Annotated in this window: 17 protein-coding genes; 7 read left to right on the top strand and 10 right to left on the bottom strand. The window is 48.5% G+C overall.

Annotated features, from left to right (window positions below; translation table 11 throughout):
• Position 1 precedes the first annotated feature (1 nt).
• The 3 genes from ACN0TT_RS06935 (at position 2) to ACN0TT_RS06945 (ending at position 2796) form a co-directional block, all read left to right on the top strand.
• Positions 2-1039, top strand: a complete 1038-nt coding sequence (locus ACN0TT_RS06935; RefSeq protein ID WP_417761413.1) for an NADP(H)-dependent aldo-keto reductase — start codon at positions 2-4, stop codon at positions 1037-1039.
• Between the two features lie 84 nt (positions 1040-1123).
• Positions 1124-2350: an aminotransferase class V-fold PLP-dependent enzyme gene (locus ACN0TT_RS06940; protein WP_417761414.1), complete on the top strand. Its 1227-nt coding sequence runs from the start codon at positions 1124-1126 to the stop codon at positions 2348-2350.
• Between the two features lie 5 nt (positions 2351-2355).
• The gene (locus tag ACN0TT_RS06945) at positions 2356-2796 is read left to right on the top strand and encodes a SufE family protein (protein WP_417761415.1); all 441 of its coding nucleotides are present in this window, start codon (positions 2356-2358) and stop codon (positions 2794-2796) included.
• A gap of 68 nt (positions 2797-2864) precedes the next feature.
• Here the strand turns inward: ACN0TT_RS06945 and fdhE are convergent, their stop codons facing one another.
• From fdhE to fdnG, 4 genes are read right to left on the bottom strand one after another with little or no spacing between them, the layout of a single operon-like run.
• Positions 2865-3764, bottom strand: a complete 900-nt coding sequence (fdhE, locus tag ACN0TT_RS06950) for a formate dehydrogenase accessory protein FdhE (RefSeq protein WP_417761416.1) — start codon at positions 3762-3764, stop codon at positions 2865-2867.
• A gap of 1 nt (position 3765) precedes the next feature.
• Positions 3766-4392 carry a formate dehydrogenase subunit gamma gene (locus tag ACN0TT_RS06955; RefSeq protein ID WP_417761417.1) on the bottom strand — a complete coding sequence of 209 codons (627 nt, stop codon included), beginning with the start codon at positions 4390-4392 and terminating at the stop codon, positions 3766-3768.
• Entirely contained in the window at positions 4389-5300 is a 912-nt protein-coding gene (gene fdxH, locus ACN0TT_RS06960; protein WP_417761418.1) for a formate dehydrogenase subunit beta, read from the bottom strand. Before fdxH ends, ACN0TT_RS06955 begins: the two co-directional genes overlap by 4 nt.
• Before the next feature lie 2 nt (positions 5301-5302).
• On the bottom strand, positions 5303-8320 hold the full coding sequence (gene fdnG, locus ACN0TT_RS06965) for a formate dehydrogenase-N subunit alpha (protein ID WP_417761494.1): 3018 nt from the start codon (positions 8318-8320) through the stop codon (positions 5303-5305).
• A 1122-nt stretch (positions 8321-9442) separates the two neighbouring features.
• On the opposite strand from fdnG, the gene ACN0TT_RS06970 reads away from it, so the two are divergent.
• Positions 9443-9595, top strand: a complete 153-nt coding sequence (locus ACN0TT_RS06970; protein ID WP_417761419.1) for a hypothetical protein — start codon at positions 9443-9445, stop codon at positions 9593-9595.
• Positions 9596-9909: 314 nt separating this feature from the next.
• Here the strand turns inward: ACN0TT_RS06970 and ACN0TT_RS06975 are convergent, their stop codons facing one another.
• From ACN0TT_RS06975 to ACN0TT_RS06990, 4 genes are all read right to left on the bottom strand, one after another.
• The gene (locus ACN0TT_RS06975; RefSeq protein WP_417761420.1) at positions 9910-10515 is read right to left on the bottom strand and encodes a HupE/UreJ family protein; all 606 of its coding nucleotides are present in this window, start codon (positions 10513-10515) and stop codon (positions 9910-9912) included.
• A 133-nt stretch (positions 10516-10648) separates the two neighbouring features.
• Positions 10649-10966, bottom strand: a complete 318-nt coding sequence (locus tag ACN0TT_RS06980; RefSeq protein ID WP_417761421.1) for a hypothetical protein — start codon at positions 10964-10966, stop codon at positions 10649-10651.
• A gap of 434 nt (positions 10967-11400) precedes the next feature.
• Positions 11401-13305, bottom strand: coding sequence for a peptidase U32 family protein (locus ACN0TT_RS06985; RefSeq protein WP_417761422.1), 1905 nt, complete (start codon positions 13303-13305; stop codon positions 11401-11403).
• A gap of 123 nt (positions 13306-13428) precedes the next feature.
• A complete protein-coding gene (locus tag ACN0TT_RS06990) occupies positions 13429-14328 on the bottom strand; it encodes a LysR family transcriptional regulator (RefSeq protein ID WP_417761423.1) in 900 nt (299 codons plus the stop codon).
• Between the two features lie 222 nt (positions 14329-14550).
• On the opposite strand from ACN0TT_RS06990, the gene ACN0TT_RS06995 reads away from it, so the two are divergent.
• Positions 14551-15075, top strand: coding sequence for an NAD(P)H-dependent oxidoreductase (locus ACN0TT_RS06995; protein WP_417761495.1), 525 nt, complete (start codon positions 14551-14553; stop codon positions 15073-15075).
• A gap of 184 nt (positions 15076-15259) precedes the next feature.
• On the opposite strand, the gene ACN0TT_RS07000 is transcribed toward ACN0TT_RS06995, so the two are convergent.
• Both ACN0TT_RS07000 and ACN0TT_RS07005 read right to left on the bottom strand, forming a co-directional pair.
• Entirely contained in the window at positions 15260-15790 is a 531-nt protein-coding gene (locus tag ACN0TT_RS07000; RefSeq protein ID WP_417761424.1) for a hypothetical protein, read from the bottom strand.
• 220 nt (positions 15791-16010) lie between these two features.
• Entirely contained in the window at positions 16011-16286 is a 276-nt protein-coding gene (locus tag ACN0TT_RS07005) for a hypothetical protein (RefSeq protein ID WP_417761425.1), read from the bottom strand.
• Positions 16287-16536: 250 nt separating this feature from the next.
• On the opposite strand from ACN0TT_RS07005, the gene ACN0TT_RS07010 reads away from it, so the two are divergent.
• Complete coding sequence (locus ACN0TT_RS07010) at positions 16537-17700, top strand: ABC transporter substrate-binding protein (RefSeq protein WP_417761426.1); 1164 nt, start codon at positions 16537-16539, stop codon at positions 17698-17700.
• A gap of 29 nt (positions 17701-17729) precedes the next feature.
• Complete coding sequence (locus tag ACN0TT_RS07015; protein WP_417761427.1) at positions 17730-19811, top strand: methyl-accepting chemotaxis protein; 2082 nt, start codon at positions 17730-17732, stop codon at positions 19809-19811.
• Positions 19812-19841: the final 30 nt, after the last annotated feature.

Raw genomic sequence — 19841 nt, forward strand, 5'->3', positions numbered from 1 at the left:
AATGGAGTATCGCCGAATTCCCCATACTAGCCTTGATGTCAGCCAGTTGTGTCTGGGCACCATGACATGGGGGCAACAAAATAGTCAGGCTGATGCCTTTGCACAACTGGACTGTGCCATCGGCGCCGGTATCAACTTTATTGATACTGCCGAAATGTACCCGGTACCTCCCAAATCCGAAACCCAAGGTGCCACCGAAACCATTTTGGGCGAGTATCTGCGCAGTCGTAAAAACCGCGACAAACTGATTATTGCCACCAAAGTGGCGGGGCCGGGTCGCTGTGATTATATTCGCCCCAACATGGCATTGGACTGGAACAATATTCACGCCGCGGTGGATGCCTCATTGGAACGTCTGGGCATTGATACTATCGATCTGTATCAGATCCACTGGCCACAACGGCACACTAACTTCTTTGGTGAGATGTACTATCCCGATGCGCCGCGTGAAACCAAATCCTCAATTTTAGAATCCCTAGAAGCGCTGGCCGAAGTGATCCGCATGGGCAAGGTGCGCTATATCGGCGTATCGAACGAAACCCCATGGGGCGTGATGAAGTATCTGCAACTGGCTGAGAAACACAGCCTGCCGCGCATCGTCACAGTGCAAAATCCCTATAGCCTGCTCAACCGCAGCTATGAAGTGGGCATGAGCGAAGTGAGCCATCGCGAAGAGTTACCGTTGCTGGCCTACTCGCCACTCGCGTTTGGCACGTTAACGGGCAAATACCTTAATGGTCAGTCACCCGAAAATGCCCGCCTGACCTTGTTTGAGCGGTTCTCCCGCTACACAGGTACCGAACAAGCCATCAAGGCGACTGAGGCATATGTAAATTTGGCGCATAAACTCAACTTAAGCCCAGCCCAATTGGCGTTAGCTTGGGTTAACAGTCGGCCATTTGTCGGTAGCAATATTATTGGTGCCACTAGTGTGGCGCAGTTAGAGCAGAACATTGGCAGTCTTGAACTGGTATTGACGCCTGAGATACTGGCCGATCTGGAAGCCATTTCGACCGAGTTTCGTATTCCCTGCCCATAAGGTGCAGCGCAAATCCCTTGCAATAGGCGGCAGAATCTTTGAAGATCTGCCGCCTAATATGTTATCGCAACCCTGTCGCCTGCTATGAACCACGCTGCCATTCGCTCTCAGTTTCCGCTGCTCAATCGCCAGCAGGAGGAGCAAGACTATCCACTGTGCTATTTAGACAGTGCCGCCACAGCGCAAAAACCTGCGTCTGTATTGCAAGCGATGGATGATTTTTATCGCCAGCACAATGCCAATGTGCATCGCGGCGCTTATCAATTATCGGCAGCGGCCACCGCTGCCGTTGAAGCCAGCCGCGATAAAGTGCAACGGTTTATCCACGCAGCGCATCGCCAAGAGGTGATTTTTAGCCACGGCACCACTGAATCGCTCAACATGCTAGCTTATGGATTAGAGCCACAACTGCAGGTAGGTGATCTTATCCTGGTCGACAGCGCCGCCCATCACGCCAATATCGTGCCATGGCAACAGCTCGCGCAGCGCACTCGTGCGCACGTGCAACCGCTGCCACTCAATGATGAACTGTGCTTAGATGACGCCGCCTTTAATGCCTTGTTAGCCAAGCGCCCCAAGATTGTGGCGTTAGGCCATGTGTCCAATGTCCTTGGTACCGTGAATGACATCGCCGCCCTCACCCAACGTATTCGTGCCGCTGGCGCGATTAGCGTGGTGGATGGTGCACAAGCCATAGCGCATCTACCCGTGGATGTACAAGCCTTAGGCTGTGATTTTTACGCTTTCTCTGGCCATAAAATGTATGGTCCAACGGGGGTGGGAATTTTGTGGGGTAAGCTCGCCCAGTTAGATAAATTGGCACCGATGCTTACCGGTGGTGAGATGATTAAACACGTCAGCTTCAGTGGTACCACCTTTGGCGCATTACCACACCGATTAGAAGCCGGTACTCCGCCCATTGCTGAGATTATCGGCCTCGCTGCTGCGATAGATTTTCTCATACAGTTCGCCCATGCACAAAGCCACCAATATGAGCAACAGCTACTACAGCAATTGCGAGACGGGCTAGCCGCCATGCCAGAAGTCGAACTGTACGCCGCTCACGCTAACAATGTGGGGGCGCTAGCGTTTAATATTCGTGGTGAACACCATCACGATGTCGGCGCCCTGCTCGACCAGCAAGGGATCGCCATTCGCTGCGGCCATCACTGCGCCATGCCGTTAATGTCGCTGATGGCGCTCAACGGCTGCTGCCGCGTATCATTAGGCATCTACAATAATGAGCAAGATGTCGCCCGTTTTCTGGCGGCGTTGCAACAAACCATCGCCCTGCTCACCGAGGACACTTAAGCCCAATGCAGTTACCCGTAGAACAGTTTCTTGAGTTTGATCAGCAATGTACGCCTCTGCTACAAGACGCCGCCATTAAAGTTGCTAATGCTAAGCAGTGGCAGGACAAATATCGTTTGTTAATGCAGCTGGGCAAACTATTGCCCGCCGTTGATGATGCCGCTAAAACCGAGGCTGCACGGGTAGACGGTTGTGAAAGTGCCGCGTGGCTGTTTCACTTTCCATTGGGTGACCTGCATCTATTTTTAGCGGATAGTGATGCGCGTATCGTTAAAGGGTTGATCGTGCTATTACTGGCGGCAACCAATGGTAAAACGGCTGAAGAGATCCACGCATTTGATGCTAGCGCTTACTTTGCTGAACTCGGCTTAGCTGGCCAACTAAGCCCATCACGCAGTAACGGTTTATACGCCCTAGCGGCCCAGATTAAACGCCTCGCCCAATAAAAGAAAAAGCCATGACAACGGAGAGTATTGCCATGGCCGGTATGGGAAACTCATTAACCCGCGATAGGTTAAATTGTCATTTCATCGGCTAGCACGAACGGATTGACTGTAGTTGCATGGAACCCCTCGTCAGATAACTTAGCATCCAAGCCCATAGAGGCTAAGTCGTCGGCGACAGTGTCCATTCGTGGGTCGAGATTTAAAAACAACATTTTGGTATAACCGTGGCAATCGTCGCAGCTTTCAATGCGGATTGGCGCCTGATGCTTCTCAAACGACCATAAACTCATCTCTTGCGCTTGATTACAACTGCTGCAGTGAGCACGCACAAAATGCCATTCAGTTTCACACAAACTGCAATGTAGGTAGCGCAAGCCTTCGCGTGGTTTATCAACCACAACGCTGGCTACTGGGTGGCTACCGCACACCGGACACATTGGTTGCTGTTTGATCTGTGCGACATCCATACGGCTGATCACTGCTGGAGCCCAATGGCTCCAATAAACAGATAACGCGGCCCATAAAAATAAACGATATTCCGCAGGGACTTGGCTGAATTTACCTTGCAACAAACTGCCACCCCACTGTTGTAGCTGTTCGGGCGTTTGGCGGATCAATTGCCGAATCACCTGCACGACATTGCTTGGTGCGGTATCAAGCAGTTCACTGAGTAGCAGCTGGAGTTGGGCTATCCAGTAACCGCTAGTTTGAATACCTTGCAATGGCATCGCGGCGGCGGTGTTAATATCTGGCGCTGGCCCCATGTCGGTGTCGCAAAGGGTTTGCTGGGTTGACACCACCAAGCGGCATAACGCCAGATAATCAGCCAGCGGAGAATCCTTAGCAAGCTCAGCTAAACGCTCTGCGCGGCGTTGATAAATCTCTTTAGGGTTAGCCGCAATCAGCGGTTTGATAGCTAAAGGCGATTTATCGGCAAAACTCATTTGGATCTCGCTGGCAACACTCATTTTATTTATCCTTATGTTCTTCTTCTAACATCATAGGGTGATGTTTACGCGCCCAAGCTTTTGACACTTTGCCGTACAACATGCCCGTAATAGAGCCTTCAATCCAGCAAGCCATCCATACGTGAACCACTAGAGCGATCAGCATCAGGATGCCGCAAGCTGAGTGGATCAGTGTGGCCCAGTTCACCGCTTCAGCAGAGAACATTGGCGCAAAGTATGGTTGCCACATCATGATACCGGTGACGATGAACGCCAATACGAAAATCACGAAGGCTCGGAACAACATTTTTTGACCAGGGTTGTAGTGACCCACGGGTGGAATATTGTCTTCTTTTTGCAGAAGCACCCAAACCACGGCCTTCATCCACGGCAAATCGTACTTGTTCCATTTGTTATGGCTATAGTAACGCATCAGCATTACCGCCAACAAAGCAACCATCACCAGACCGAAGAACGGGTGCATGATTTTTGCCAGTTGTGGGGTGCCAACAATGCCACTCAACCACTGAAACGATGGAAAGAAGAACGAAAACCCCGTTAAGAATGTCACTAAGCCAACAAATACGATGGTCCAGTGGCAGAGTCGGTCAATGAGCTTATGACGAACAATCATCTCTTGCTTACTCATTGCTTTTCCTCCTCTTTTTCAGCCGCGGCGTCGATGTCGATATAGCCAGGCTGATCTTCCTCAACAATGTTACGGCCCACGGTGATGCGGTGCAGCAACGCAAAACCCGCGGTAGCCAACAAGCCAGCAGTACCTAATGGTTTCAACCAATCCTGACGGATTTCGGTAGCTGCAGGAACCACTGGGTCAGCAGGCATACCATAAGTGTCAGGTTTATTAATGTCGTGCAGAATCATCATGTAGTGAGTACCGCCCACGCCTTCTGGGTTGTACAAGCCCGCATTAGTGAAACCACGGTCTTTCAATTGAGCTACACGTTTTTCTGCGTAGAACAGCATGTCTTCACGAGTACCGAAACGCAGAGCACCCACAGTACAAGTTTTCACACATGATGGTTCCAAGCCCACGGCCAAGCGGTCAGAACACAACGTACATTTGTAGGCTTTGTTATCTGTTTTGCTGATTTTAGGCACGTTGAACGGACAAGCACTGGCGCAATAACCACAACCGATACATTTGTCTGAATCAAAGTCCACAGTACCGTTAGCGTGTTGAACGATAGCGCCACCTGTAGAACAGGCTTTCAAACACGCTGGGTCAGCACAGTGCATACAGGCAGTGTGGGTGAACTGCCAACGCAGTTTGTTATCATCCATCACTTCGTGATACTGCATGATGTTCCAGCTTTCTGGCGTCAGCGTCATTGGGTTTTGATAGCTGCCTTGGAAAGTGCCTACTTCTTCACGTAGGTCATTCCATTCAGAGCAAGCAACCTGACACGCTTTACAGCCAGTACATTTAGTGGCGTCGAACAGTTTAGTGACTTCTTTCACACCACCAGTGCGCGCTTGCGCAGAGGGGGTAATGTCGGTAGTGCCAGAGCGACGGATAATATCTTGAGTAGCCATAATTAGAAGCCCTCCGCTTTAGCAATATTCACAAGGAATGCTTTGTACTCTGGAGTTTGCGTATTGGCATCTCCGACCGCCGAGGTCAGCTCGTTAACGATGTAACTCTTCTGAGTCAGCGCTTCATAGCTACCGTGACGTGGAATACCGATGGTGTGTACTTTCTTACCTTGTACATCCAAGGGTTGCAGACGTTTAGTGACATACGCTTTGGTGATGATGTGTGAACGTTTAGAGGTCACTTTCACCCAATCACCGTTAGCAATGCCTTTCTCTGCCGCCAAGACTTCATCGATTTCGATAAAGTGTTGTGGCTGAGTAATCGCGGCCAAGCGACAGTGCGTCGTCCAGTTGTTGAAGTGTTCTGTCATTGAGTAAGTCGTACCTACATATGGGAACTCTTCATTAGTACCAAAGGTTTCACGCATACCTTTGAACATACGAGCAACAGGGTTGTTAGTCACTTTTGGATGCAATGGGTTAGCAGCCAGTGGTGATTCAAACGGCTCATAGTGCTCAGGGAACGGACCATCTTTCAAATCGCGCAGGGCAAACAGATGACCAACACCGTCAGCTTGCATGATGAATGGATGGGCAGAGTCTTCTGCATTCAACTTAGCGTTAAAGTCAGGTACGTCGATACCTTGCCATTTGCCTTCTTTGTACTCGAGCAGTACGCGGCTTGGATCACGTGGTTTACCGTGAACGTCGCAAGATGCGCGGTTGTACAAAATACGGCGGTTAGCAGGCCATGCGAATGACCAGTTAGGTGTAATACCTTTACCTGATGGGTCGCTGTTATCACGACGAGCCATCATGTTGCCTTGTTCGGTCCATTGACCGGTGTAGATCCAGATACCACAAGAGGTTGAACCATCAGCTTTCAACTCAGAGAAGCTATTGAGCAGCTTACCAGTGTTGAGGTCATAACCGTTCATCTCTTTGGCCAGCTCTTCTGAGCTTGGTTCATGCTCGATAACATAATCCCATTTGATCGCTTCGATAGGTTCTGGCAGACGGCCGCCTTCTTCACGATACAAACGTTTCAGTTCCAGCATGATGCCAGACAGAATCGCTGGATCTGACAGCGCTTCACCGGGTGGGTTAGCGCCTTTCCAGTGCCATTGCAACCAACGACCAGAGTTAGCGATAGAACCACTTTCTTCAGCAAAACACGTCGTTGGCAGACGGAATACTTCAGTTTGGATGTTGGCAGTATCAACGTCGTTGAATTGACCCGCGTTACGCCAGAAGCTTGAAGTTTCGTTCGCCAGTGCATCTAGAATTACCAAGAACTTCAGGTTTGATAAGCCTTTAGACACTTTTTGTTTGTCTGGCTGAGAGTTCAAGGTGTTGATGCCTTGGATGAAGTAACCGTTAACTTCACCGTGAACCATCATGTCGATCTGTTTATTGATATCGTACTGTTGGTCCCATTTTGGTAACCAGTCGTAACCGAAATCGTTTTCAGCGGTCGCGTGTTCACCATAGAAAGATTTCAGCAGTGATACGGTAAATGCTGGATAGTTATGCCAGTAGTTAGTTGAACCAGGACGCAGCTGTTTAGGCGTGTAGTGGTTCAAATAAGCTTCTAGGTTGATATCGACATCGTTTGGTAGCTTCAAATAACCAGGTAGACCTTGGCACAGCAGCGCTAAGTCAGTTGCACCTTGTACGTTAGAGTGACCACGCAGTGCGTTAACACCACCGCCCATCACGCCCATGTTACCCAGCAGCAATTGGATCATCGCCATAGTACGGATGTTTTGTGCACCCACACTGTGTTGTGTCCAACCCAATGCATACAGGAAGGTCGCCGCTTTGTTATCTACGTGAGTTGCACCAATCTGTTTACATACATCTAAGTATGCATCTTTAGGTGTACCAGTGATTTCAGATACGGTATCTGGAGTGTAGCGATCAACGTGTTTTTTCAACAAGTTCAATACGCAACGAGGGTGACTCATGGTTGGATCAACTTTAGCGTAGCCTTCGTCGTCCAACTCATAGAACCAAGAAGATTGGTCATAAGTGTTAGTGGTTTCATCAAAACCACTGAACAAACCTTCGTTGAAGTCAAAGTCTTCACGCACGATAAATGGCGCGTTGGTATAGGCTTTTACGTATTCAACGTTGATTTGATTGTTTTCTAACAGATAACGAATCATCCCCAACAGGAAAGTGATGTCAGTACCTGAACGCAGTGGGGCGTAGGTATCAGCCACAGCCGCACTACGGTTGAAACGTGGGTCAACCACAATCAAGCGCGCGTTGTTGTGTTCCATCGCTTCGGTTACCCAGCCAAAACCTACTGGGTGAGCTTCTGCTGCGTTACCGCCCATCACAATTGCTAGGTCGGTATTTTTCATATCGGCCCAGTGGTTGGTCATCGCACCACGACCGAAGGTCGGTGCCATAGCGGCAGGTGTTGGCGCATGACATACGCGGGCGATGTTATCTAAGCCCAGCATACCGATTGCACGACCAAACTTGTGAGTCATGAAACAACCTTCGTTAGCCTGAGCTGACGAGGTCATCATGCCTAAACTGGTCAAACGGTTAACGGTTTGGCCTTTAGCGTTCTTCTCAACGAGGTTCGCATCACGTTCGTCTTTTACCAGACGAGCAATACGTTTAAACGCTTCATCCCAACTGATACGTTGCCATTTATCACTACCTGGCGCGCGTACTTCTGGGTATTTGAGTCGATGAGGACTATTCACGTAATCCACCAACCCAGCGCCTTTAGGACATAATGCGCCGCGGTTGATTGGGTTATCTGCATCACCTTCAATGTGGAAGATGTGTTGTTCAGCATTTTTGCCATTGCTGCTGTGGCTATACATCAATAAGCCGCAGCCTACAGAACAATAGCAGCAGTTGTTGCGCGTCTCTTTCGCTCTGAGCAGTTTAAACTCTCTGACTGCAGCGAATGCCTTTTCAGACATCAAGCCCAGTGCAGAGATGGCAGAAGTTGCAGCTCCTGCAGCACAGAGTTTGAAAAACTGTCGTCTGTTCATTGTCATTTCACACACTCTCTTTTTATGTGCTTTCCTACTGCGGCGAGTGTGCCGCAGGCTTGAGTTCCAGCGGTGCTTTAACTCATGCACGAAGTATCCATAAAAATAACAACCGATGACAAATAACGACACGTGACTTATGTCACACTTGAATTTTATGAGAATATTAACCCGTAAAATTATTAAAAATAAGAATTAAAACCCAAAACTAACAATTATTTCAAAACAAAAAACTTAATTGACGTTTTTTAATGCTGGACATTTTGTCTGGTAAAAATGTCCACTCTGCCTCAAATTTTCCGTTACACCATTTGCATATGTGACTTACATCACCAATTCATCCCTTTCCGCCCTGCAACACCCATAAAATTAGCAAAACCTTATTTGTGAGCCGCCTCTCATTTCCCTTACTTTTATTGTGTGAACTAAGCTAACCTTCAATTATTTAAGCAGTTGTGAGCAATTTCCAGCCTCAAATCCTGGCAGTAAAACGGGACCCAAGTGACCTTGATCGCTAGGGGCTGTTTATCTTTGCTGATTGTTTTTCAGCAGATAGCACGTGATTTAAGCAAGGCAGGTGATGTGCCGTGTAGTTATTCTCCACCAACAGCGCCTAACGCTGAATAAATTGCGCGCTGTCGCTGCCCTAAGGGTTCATTTAAACGCCTGCTGAACTTTGTTGCGCCCAGCTTGCTTAGTTGACTAAGCGTCGCAGGTCTCGCCTCGTTCAAAACGCGTTTAGTTTGAACAAAAATTAAACACTAAAGATAAACAGCCCCAGCCAATTTTGCTGCTATTGAGGGACATCAAGTTAATAATGAGCTAAATGGAATGTTGAATTAGAGCAAATGCACTTCATCGTGGCACCGCTCACCAATTTGGTGCAAAAGTCCGACCACGCCAACACCAAGAAACATACTAATACACTGTATTTGTTATTATTTTACTTTTGGCATGCGAACTGCTTTATAAAAGGCGAACTATAAAACAGGCACTTAAAGTCTGTCGCTCCATCGAATGTGTATCTACAAACTCAGTATGAGTGCACCGAGTTTGTCAGCATCACCGGGTAATGACACCCTAAGTATTACGTAAATCAGGTAATACTTAGGGTGATTTTTTTTGGCCATTATTAACCCCATGATGAGTAAGTTCCTCGCCATTAACGTGCCCTTGCAGCACATAACCCGCCAGCAGCATACCTACTCAGCACAGCATTTTTATCACGGTTATTTTGCACAACTGGATCGCCAACCAAATGCCGGCAACACGTAACGCGTTCACTCGCCTCCAGCCATAGATAAATAACGACCAATCTACGACGCATACAGCGCCTAGAGTCATAAGCATGGGAATATGGGTAATAACCAGATAGCTCAACAGGCACTGACTAACAACCAACACCGAGACACCAGCTGTTAGCTCCTGACTTACGCTTTTAGCTTATGGCTTACAACTTACAACTTAAGACTTAAAACTTACCGCTTAAGCTTACTATCGCTGGTAACTCGCTACTCGTAGCCCGCAGCTCACTATCATCTGTAAAAAAAAGACCGCCGCAGCGGTCTTTTCACAATTGACCACACAAGTTAACGTATTAGCACCAACAAGAAGCCAGCGGCCAACATCAGTCCCCCGTAACCAAGTGCAATATTGCGATGCTGAGTCTTCACGAGTGCATAGCAAGCACTTTCACCTAAAAGACAACAGAGAATTCCTGCAGTGACCAGCGGTCCGCCAAGTAACAATAGCTGGTCGCTGACAGTGGTAGATGAAAGTGGACCTAGATGAGCAAAGCTATAGCCAAAGGCAAACGCCAACACACCAGTTAAGGCTATCGCCCCGTGTACCGACCAACGCACGTTGCCAGCGACTAACATACCGATCAAGAATACCGCCAGTAACATTCCCTCTTCTGCAAAAATCATTGCGACGGTGGCGTGTTGTGTGGCTAATCCACACAGAAGTAGCACCGAAAAACTTAAGGGTAATGCCCAGAGGGCTCGACCGCCTATCTGCATCGCCCAAATACCGACCCCCACCATAAATAATATGATGGCGATGGATTGCCAAAGCGGAAACATTGGCAATTCAGGGGACAGCATTGGCGCATATGCAAACCAACACAAAGATAAAACCAACAAAGTGATAGGAAGTCGGAACGGATGTTCAGCAAGTGCAGTTAAAGTGCGCATACATACCTCGCTATTGGCCTGTGATACACAACTACACCTTAGAAGCATTTTGTTACAACTGGTATGACCTGCTTCAAAAAATGAACAATTCTTTAGCTAAGCTACTGCCTACTTTAGTCTTAGATGAACCGTTTTAGCTACACTGATGCCCTGCTAATGGTAAACGCTCTTCGGCAAATTCATGAGAATAACGCTTGCCAGTGATCACCATTTCATCGCCTTGTAATTGAAACTGTGGCCGCAACATCCAGTCGATACGCCCTAAGAACTGCAATTGATAACGCCCTAAAGGTTTTGGACATTCCAAGTAGACGTAGTGATAACCCTTCGCCATAGCACCAGAGTTACCGGTATCGATGTAGAATTGCTGTTGTCCCAGTTGCAGCTCATTACGATTTTGAGAGACGTAAACTATCTCTGGTGGATTTAACATCAGTCCAATAGCTAACATAGGTATTTGCACCACAGAGATAATGCAAAGCAGCATGATTGTAAGTGTGGGGTAACGTAGTTTGGTCGTAAAATTCGGAAACAAATACAACAGCAGCGCGACGCATATTGCACTCAGAACAAACAACAACTTTAGAACAACTAGGTAGCTATGAATCAACTCCATTCGCATGGGCGAGTGCCAATTCAACCCCCAAAGGGTGCTAGCAGAAAAGGATTCCAACAAGGGAAATAGCACTAAACACCACAACACTATCCAAACTCTGTACTTTACAATCCATTGCCACATACAGCTGGTTCCTTGTCCTATTTACGCTAACTAACCCCTCGTCATTGTTAAATTACCATAAAACAACTACACAGCTAGTGCATGACAGTACGCAAAAAAAAAGCCGACACTAAGGTCGGCTTCGATAACACAGCTTACTGCTGCCATTACAGACGGTTGCTGCCCACCACCATCATTTCGCATTTCTGGCAATCAAATACCAGTTTGAGCGTATCGCTGCCGACTTCCAGCACCATTGGCTCAGCTTTGATCCCCGGCGTTTCTTTCGGGCACAGGTTAAAGCTGTAGCGCAGGCAGTGTTTAGTGATCATCAACGGTGCATCGTTCAGCACTTGGTTCTTCTCATACGCGGCGTCGATCTCAATCACGCCATGTTGTTTGTAGAAGCTTTCCGCTTTATCGTTGAGTACGTTGCCCAAGAAGTTCAAATGCTTCTGCGGATAAGCGGCTTCAGCACTACGCGGCCATTGTGGCGGACGTTGATAGTTATCGACGCGGTATTGCTCAAACGCCTCAATCGCTTCTCGGCGCAGTGCATTTAGCTGACCAGCAGGCACGAACCAAGGCTGTGAAGTGGCAATCTCCACCTTACGAGCGTGGTAACGGGTACCACCGAGTTTGGCCAAGCCTTTTTGCTGCTGGGCAATGGTTTTGTCTGCGTCATTGGCGGCTTGTTTTTCTAGCTCGGCCGCCACTTCAATTTGATGACCATGGTCATCGCTAACCCGCACACCTAAGCCGCTGTCAGTATCAAACAGAGTGATATCGACGTTAATCAAACGCTTCGATGATTCTTTGCTCAGTACCGATTCAAAATCATGGTCGAGGTTACGGAACAGCTCCATGCCCACACGCAGATCGCTCGGTACCTGGTTCGCCAAATAGGCACGGTTACCGTCGGCGCGGTTAACCCGCAGGCCGCTGAGCTTGGCATCAGAGTGAATCGCTTTTTGGAAGTCGATAGTGAAGTAACACAAACCATCACCGTTGTGCAGCTGTTCAACTTCACTGCCGCTGTGGTCAATCTCCAGCCAATCCTTGCCAATGGCGGTAACTTTACCAGCTGACTGGCCTAGATATTTCGGCGTGCGGAAATCATTCAAACCGCCGTGGCGTTGATTAACAAAGTAATCGGTTTTACCACGGTTAAAGCTTTTATCGGGATTCGGTACGAAGGTGTATTCACAACGACCATGGGATGCTGCCTGCAACGCTGGATTGCGATCCAAAATCTTATCCAACTGCTGGCGATAGTGCGCAGTCACGTTTTTCACGTAACTCAAATCTTTCAGACGGCCTTCAATCTTGAATGAACGAATACCCGCGTTGATCAGCGCATCCAAGTTATCGGCTTGGTTGTTGTCTTTCAGTGACAATAGGTGTTGGTTTTCCGCCAGTTGTTCACCATCACGGGTTTTCAAATTACAGGGCAGACGGCACATCTGCGAGCATTCGCCACGGTTGGCAGAACGCTTAGAAAATGCATGGCTCAAGTTACACAAGCCGGAGTAACTCACGCACAGTGCACCGTGGATAAAGAACTCCAAGCGCGTTTTAACGGTGGCAGCAATATCGGCAATCTGCTGTAAGCTCAGCTCACGCGCCAACACCACTTGCGAAAAGCCCACTTGCTCCATAAACGCCACTTTTTCAGGCGTGCGGTTATCGGTTTGGGTACTGGCATGCAGCGCAATAGGCGGCAGATCTAGCTGCAATACCCCCATGTCCTGCACAATTAACGCATCAACGCCAGCATCATATAACTGATGTACCAAGGCATCGGCTTGTTCCAGCTCAGCATCGGACATAATGGTATTGAGCGCCACAAACACCTGCGCACCGTAACCGTGGGCAAACTCACTCAAACGGGCAATATCACTCACGCTGTTACCGGCAGTAGCTCGCGCGCCAAAGGCTGGGCCACCAATATAAACCGCATCCGCGCCGTGGCGAATGGCTTCAATACCGTAGTCGGCGTTTTTAGCAGGTGACAGCAGTTCCAGCTTGTTATCCAGAATGATGTCGTTGCTTGGCGTGTAGATCTGCACCATGTTGAGCTGTTTCCAATATTAGCGAGGCGCGGAGTATAGCAAAAATCCGCCAATGACACAGATCACAATTTGTCGCACGGCTCAGGCAACGACTGAATTACGCGGCGCTGACCACGCTGGTTGTTATTCATCAAATGCCATCGCGCTGATCTGCTGTCTCAACCAACGTTGGCCGTTGTGTCCGTGATTGCGTTCATGCCAGAACATCCCCACCGAAAAGCCAGTGGCCGCTATCGGCGGCGGAACTTGTGTTAAGTCACTGCGGTGACGCACTAAGCGCCGCGGTAGCAAAGCCACCAGCTCGGACTGTGCTAATAATTCTGGCACCAATAGAAATGAGGTGACCGACACAACTACCTTGCGTGTATAACCTTGCGCCGCCAGCAATTGGTCTATAGGCGTGCTAAATACACCGCCATCAAGTGATACCACCACATGTTCTAGTTGCAGATAGTCAGCCAAACTGATGTTATCTCGCAGTTTGGGATGATGTTGACGACCTACCAACACGTAATCTTCATCAAATAGCGGTTTACTGCGTAATGCTAACGGCGCTTCGCTCGGTGACATCAGCGCTAAATCAACATCACCATCACGCATCTGCTGCGCTAATCGTTGCGGTTGCAGCGCACACAAACTCAGTTTGATATTGGGTGCCTGTTGGCGCAGACGCTGAATCATCTGGATACCGATGGCGCTTTGCAAATAATCGGTGCAGGCGATGGTAGCCGTTAACGGTGATAGCCAGGGCTCAAAATGCTGGTGGCTGGTCAAGGTTGCCCGTACCTCAGCCAATGCTTGTTGCAACGGCACCTGCAAAGCTTGCGCCTTGGCGGTCGGTGTCATGCCGCGTTTCGCAGGCAATAGCAGTTGGTCATCAAACAACTGCCTTAAGCGAGCCAATTGGGCACTAACGGCGGGTTGGCTAAGGTGCAAACGCTCCGCCGCTTTGGTGACATTCAGCTCCTGCAATAAGGTTTCTAAGGTCACCAGCAAGTTGAGATCCAACCGTTTATCATCCATAAAAATGATACCTACTCATAAAATCTTTAATTTCATTTATACCTCAGGATTGGTCACTGTAGCTGCACTGGTGCCATCGCGCTATGCAATCTGCCAACAATGAAAGAGAAAATTATGAATAAAACCGTATTAGTGGTGTTCGCCCATCCAGAGCCCAGCTCGTTAACCCGCCAACTGGCAGCTACCTCAGTGCAAACCTTAACCTAGCAAGGGCATACGGTACTGCAATCCGATCTGTACCAAATGCAGTGGAAAGCAACCTTTGACGCCGCCGACTTTCCCAGTCGCAGTGATGCGCAGCGGCTCAATTTCATTGCTGAGTCACAACATGCATTCACTTATGGTCAGCAAACGGCAGATGTGGCAGCGGAACAACAAAAGCTATTGGCGGCCGACGCGGTGATTTTTCATTTTCCGCTGTGGTGGTTTGCTATGCCCGCCATACTCAAAGGCTGGTTTGACCGCGTGTATGCCTACGGTTTTGCTTATGGTTACCGCAATGCGGGCAATCGCTACCGTTACGGTGATGGCGTATTTGCGGGAAAACGCGCGCTATTATTGGTGATGGTTGGTGGGCCACAAAGTGATTACGCACCACGCGGCATTAATGGGCCGTTAGATGAACTGCTATTCCCCGTGACCCACGGTACGCTGTTCTTTCCCGGCTTTGAGGTGCTGCCAACCCACGCCATTTATGGTGCGGGCAAGCTCGACCAAGCAGCCACACAATCTGTCCTTGCCACTTGACAGCTCAGGTTAACGCAGCTATTTGATGAGCGGCCAATACCATTCCGGCGGCAAAATAGCGCTGACTATCAAGATAATCAGCTACATCCTGCGCTTGCCATTGGCGCGACAGGCGTAAGTATTCATAGCGAGCAGATGAAATAAATCGGCATGACGACCAATTGTTTAGTTGCCGTCTTAATGCTTAATAGCCGCTGGCGTAGAACGGCCGCGCGCTAAAGTTTTCTCCTTGATGCTCAACCACCACGGGGAAATAGGCACGATACGTGCGGTCTAAAATCTCATCGCTAACCCACAATAGATAACTGTGGTCATCCAACTGGCCTTTCAGGCGGATGTCGATGATGTGTTGCTCTTCGCTAAAGCGTAACGTGCCCTGCTCGCTGATATTAAACATCGCGCTAAACACCATGTTTTCCCCCGCTCTGCGGCCGACCGAGGTAGGAATAGCGCGAATGCGCAGTTGATCAGCAATTTGCTGCAACACCGCTGCGGGTTCATCCACCGGCGTTAGCGTGGGCGTCAGTGAACATTGCAGATATTCAGATGCCATCATCATGTTGACGGTAGTTTCTGCAATGTTCTCACTGGCACGCAAGGCATTGTAGTGCTCGCAGTCTTTCACACTCGCACCTGATGCCATAACGATGGCATTTTTCGGTGCCGCATGGGCCAAAGGTGTTAATAGACAAGCTAGCAGTAATAGATTTCGCACAGCGTATTCCTTAAATCCGTTTAAATAGGTCAAAATTCAGCGGCGCCAGTGTAGCGAAAACGACGGTAAAAAACATCATTACAACTGCTAATTCAATCACATGCTGGTAGTTTTGCGATAAATTTAGAGTAGGTTTATGCTCCAAATACGGTGTTACCAGCCCCAAAAAAAATATTAAAAATGTCAGGACACAAATTTAACCGAATGCGCCAAAAACTCGTCAGTCTCTCAGCAACTGCAAATACTGCTCAAGCGAGCGAACAATGTGCAATTGCTCTTCGGGTCGCAGCTGCAAGCGGATCTGTTGTTCTGCACCATTGATTTCACAAAACAATGACAAGCCATCGTCATACGGCACAAAGTTAGCGCCGATAAACAGCAGCGTTGTCCCCTCGGGATAAGTGTCGTTATCGTAATCCACGAAAGACTGCATCACACGGTAGGTTTGCCCTGCGTTAAGGTGAGCATATTGTTTATCTAATTGACGGCTATCCATAAATGACTCCACAGACTCTCAGAAATATCAACATATTAAACTTTAACCTACTGATATACATAATATAAAAAATTCAGTTCTGTCTGCCGAAGTTAACACATATAACCAGTTCACGTTTAGCCCAAGATGCGATGCGAATAAGCTCAACACCCACCACACTTTTGTCTAATTTTTACACGCACTTGCAACTTAAAAATCTCTTCTATACTAACTATTCGCCCTAATCAACCATCAACTCAAGGTACTTATTATGCCTAGCATTAGAACCCTTCTGTCTGCTGTAGTTGTGATGACTGCGCTATCTGCAAGCGCAAATTCGTTTGCCGAAACCATCAAAGTCGGTATGTCGGCGGCACTAACAGGCCCCGCTTCAGCGCTAGGTAATGGCGTGCGCGATGGCATTGAAAGTTACTTCAAACGCGTCAATGCCGCAGGTGGTGTTAACGGCAACATGATTGAACTAACCGCGTTAGATGATGGTTATGAGCCAGATCGTGCTGCGCCCAACATGGACCAACTTATTGACCAAGGAAAAGTGCTGGCCGTATTAGGTAACGTAGGCACGCCGACCGCCATTGTGACCGTGCCTATTGCTAACGCCAAGAAAACCTTACTGTTTGGTGCCTACACTGGCGCAGGCGTGCTACGTAAAAGTCCGCCAGATCGTTACATCATCAACTATCGTGCTAGCTATGCAGAAGAAACTGCAGCGATGGTTAAAGGCTTACTTGCCAGCGGCATCAAAGCTGAGGAAATCGCCTTCTTTACCCAAAACGATGGTTATGGTGACGCGGGCTATAATGGTGGCATCGCCGCATTGAAAGCCGAAGGGTTCAACGACACGGACAAACTCGCGCATGGCCGTTACCCACGTAACACCACCAATGTGGAGCAAGGCCTAGGAACGATTCTAGATGCCGAAGTCGAACCTAAGGCCATTATTATGGTGGGAGCCTATGCCCCATGTGCCGCATTTATTCGTCAAGCCAAGCAAGATCTACCCGACACCAAGTTCTTAAACGTTTCATTTGTTGGCAGTATTCCATTACTTAAAGCCCTAGGAGATCAAGCTGATGGCGTCATAGTCACCCAAGTGGTGCCACATTATGAGGCAGACCTACCCGGTGTGAACGATTACCGTAAAGACCTACAAGCCTATAAAGCGGGTGCTCAGCCTGACTTTGTCTCACTAGAAGGCTACCTGTTAGCAAAAATATTTGTCGAAGGTTTGAAGAAAGCACCAGCGCTGGATCGTGAAGGCATCATCAAAGGCTTAGAAAGTCTTAACCAGTTAGATATCGGTATCAATGTCCCCGTATCGTTCAGTAGTAGCAGTCATCAAGCGAGCCATAAAGTATGGCCAACGGTGATCAAGAACGGTAAGTACGAAATTCTTAATTGGTCCGAACTGTAGTCAATTATTCTATTTCACGGGAGGCACCTATGTTTCGACTGTCAATTAGACTGTTGCTCATGATGCTGTCAGTTACCGCCTTAACCTCGGTTATTGTCGTGGCAGGCATGATGTTCTGGATGAGTAACGTCGCTGGTTCGTTGAGCGATTCCATGACACGCTTTGCGGGAGAATCGGAACAACTGATTGATTTAGGACAGGATGCCTCAAAAATGCTGGCAGAAACCTTAAACATAGGTTCTGCCACCGAATTACAACAACTTAATACACCGCCAGAAACACAGTCCTATGCCGATATCAGCCAGCAACAACCGCAATTAACTGCGTTATTAATGCAGTTTAATCAAAGCGAACAGGCGCTTTACCAACTTAAGCAAGCATTGCTGACAAACCGCTTAGCCATTGCGGAGTTGTCGACCAAGGCTGAACAGCAAGTCGAGCTGGTGCAAACGTCAGCAGGCAGTTTGCTTGGCAAAATATCGCTGCAGGATAAACGTGAAAAACGTACGCTAAAACGTGCTTATCAGCAGCTCCCTAGCAGCCCAGATAACGAACAATGGCGGGTATTAACCAGCAGTATGATGGGCTTTATTGAAGGTGATTTTGACAAAGTCGCCAATGCGGCGAGAAAACTTACTGAAGCCATCGCTAAACTAAACACCCTCACCTATGCACTACAAAGTGCGCCCACAGAATCTATCTTGCTCAACTTAGAGAAAAATACCGCGGCACCACTGCTCGCCTTGATCAACGACCAGCTTGCCACGCTGCAAAGCTTTGCTGGTGAAGATGCCGATTTATTGGCATTGGTTAATACGATCAATAAGGAAAAAGACGAACTTTATCAGCAACTTTTTGGTGAAACGTCTATTAAGTCACTACGCAAAAGTAATATTGAATTGCAACAGCAAATGCAGGATGACAGCCTTGCCATTGCAAAACTCGCCGAGCAAGTGCGCGAACTGTCTCAGCAACAAGTGAATCAAGCTCAGCAGCAAAATAGCCAAGCTTTCAATCAGGCCAATAGCACCATTCAACGCCTCAACAGCAGTAGCATCGTGGTGTGTATTGTGGTGATAGTACTGCTGGCTTTGGCCTCCATCGCCATTACTCGGTTTGTTACCAAGCCACTGGATACCATTACTAACGCACTCGCCGATATTGCCCAAGGTGAAGGAGATCTCACACGGCGGTTATCAGTATCTGGCGTGGCAGAAGCCGTCAGTATGTCTCAGCACTTCAATAACTTTATCAGCCGCTTACAGGACACAATTCTTTCCGTTGCCGACGTAGAACGGCAACTGAGCAACACCGTTGCCGCCACCAAAGAGATAGCCGAACGTAGCCATCAACATATTCAACGCCAAAGCAGTGAGACGACATCAGTCGCAGCAGCAGTAGAGGAGCTATCACAAAGTTTTGCCGATTCCGCCGCGGCTGCGAGCCAAGCATTAGCTGCCACCCAACAAGCCTATGAAGAAGCCATCGCTGGTCAATCAACCGTCACTACATCGGCCAAAACCGTGGAGCAATTGGCAAATCGTATCGAACGTGGAGTCGCGGCGATGGAACGCCTCACCGAAACCAGTCGTCAAGTTATGAGTGTGTTATCGGTCATTCGCGACATTACCGAACAAACCAATTTACTCGCACTAAATGCCGCAATCGAAGCTGCTCGAGCGGGTGACCATGGCCGCGGTTTTGCCGTCGTGGCTGATGAGGTGCGCAAACTCGCAGGACGAACTCAGGCATCGGCAAAAGAGATTGCCGATATTTTGGAAGTATTCAATCAAGAATCACAAAGCACCTTAACCATCATGGCCGAAGGACGCGAGCAAGTGCACGAGAGCGTCAATCGCTCGGGAGACGTAGCACAAGCATTTAGCAGTATTAGTAGTAACGTGCTATCAATCCGCGACCTTAACGAACACATAGCCTCCACCACACAATCGCAAAATGAGGCCGCCCACTCAGCAGCGCAAAGTGTGGAACAAATCAACGTGATCAGCGAAGAAACACGCAGTACCGCCAATGAGATCAAAACCTCGGCTGAACAGCTCGGCGTATTGTCTAGCAACTTGCACCGATCACTAAATCGCTTTCGTTTTTGAGGGATAACGTCATTACGTTACGCAAAAGGC

Source organism: Shewanella sp. (assembly GCF_048265805.1).
Taxonomy (GTDB): domain Bacteria; phylum Pseudomonadota; class Gammaproteobacteria; order Enterobacterales; family Shewanellaceae; genus Shewanella.

Bases quoted from the DNA above. Each gene is read 5' to 3' on its own strand.
- ACN0TT_RS06935 (WP_417761413.1), top strand. From the start codon at position 2: ATGGAGTATCGCCGAATTCCCCATACTAGCCTTGATGTCAGCCAGTTG.
- ACN0TT_RS06940 (WP_417761414.1), top strand. From the start codon at position 1,124: ATGAACCACGCTGCCATTCGCTCTCAGTTTCCGCTGCTCAATCGCCAG.
- ACN0TT_RS06945 (WP_417761415.1), top strand. From the start codon at position 2,356: ATGCAGTTACCCGTAGAACAGTTTCTTGAGTTTGATCAGCAATGTACG.
- fdhE (WP_417761416.1), bottom strand. From the start codon at position 3,764: ATGAGTGTTGCCAGCGAGATCCAAATGAGTTTTGCCGATAAATCGCCT.
- ACN0TT_RS06955 (WP_417761417.1), bottom strand. From the start codon at position 4,392: ATGAGTAAGCAAGAGATGATTGTTCGTCATAAGCTCATTGACCGACTC.
- fdxH (WP_417761418.1), bottom strand. From the start codon at position 5,300: ATGGCTACTCAAGATATTATCCGTCGCTCTGGCACTACCGACATTACC.
- fdnG (WP_417761494.1), bottom strand. From the start codon at position 8,320: ATGAACAGACGACAGTTTTTCAAACTCTGTGCTGCAGGAGCTGCAACT.
- ACN0TT_RS06975 (WP_417761420.1), bottom strand. From the start codon at position 10,515: ATGCGCACTTTAACTGCACTTGCTGAACATCCGTTCCGACTTCCTATC.
- ACN0TT_RS06980 (WP_417761421.1), bottom strand. From the start codon at position 10,966: ATGTTAGCTATTGGACTGATGTTAAATCCACCAGAGATAGTTTACGTC.
- ACN0TT_RS06985 (WP_417761422.1), bottom strand. From the start codon at position 13,305: ATGGTGCAGATCTACACGCCAAGCAACGACATCATTCTGGATAACAAG.
- ACN0TT_RS06990 (WP_417761423.1), bottom strand. From the start codon at position 14,328: ATGGATGATAAACGGTTGGATCTCAACTTGCTGGTGACCTTAGAAACC.
- ACN0TT_RS07005 (WP_417761425.1), bottom strand. From the start codon at position 16,286: ATGGATAGCCGTCAATTAGATAAACAATATGCTCACCTTAACGCAGGG.
- ACN0TT_RS07010 (WP_417761426.1), top strand. From the start codon at position 16,537: ATGCCTAGCATTAGAACCCTTCTGTCTGCTGTAGTTGTGATGACTGCG.
- ACN0TT_RS07015 (WP_417761427.1), top strand. From the start codon at position 17,730: ATGTTTCGACTGTCAATTAGACTGTTGCTCATGATGCTGTCAGTTACC.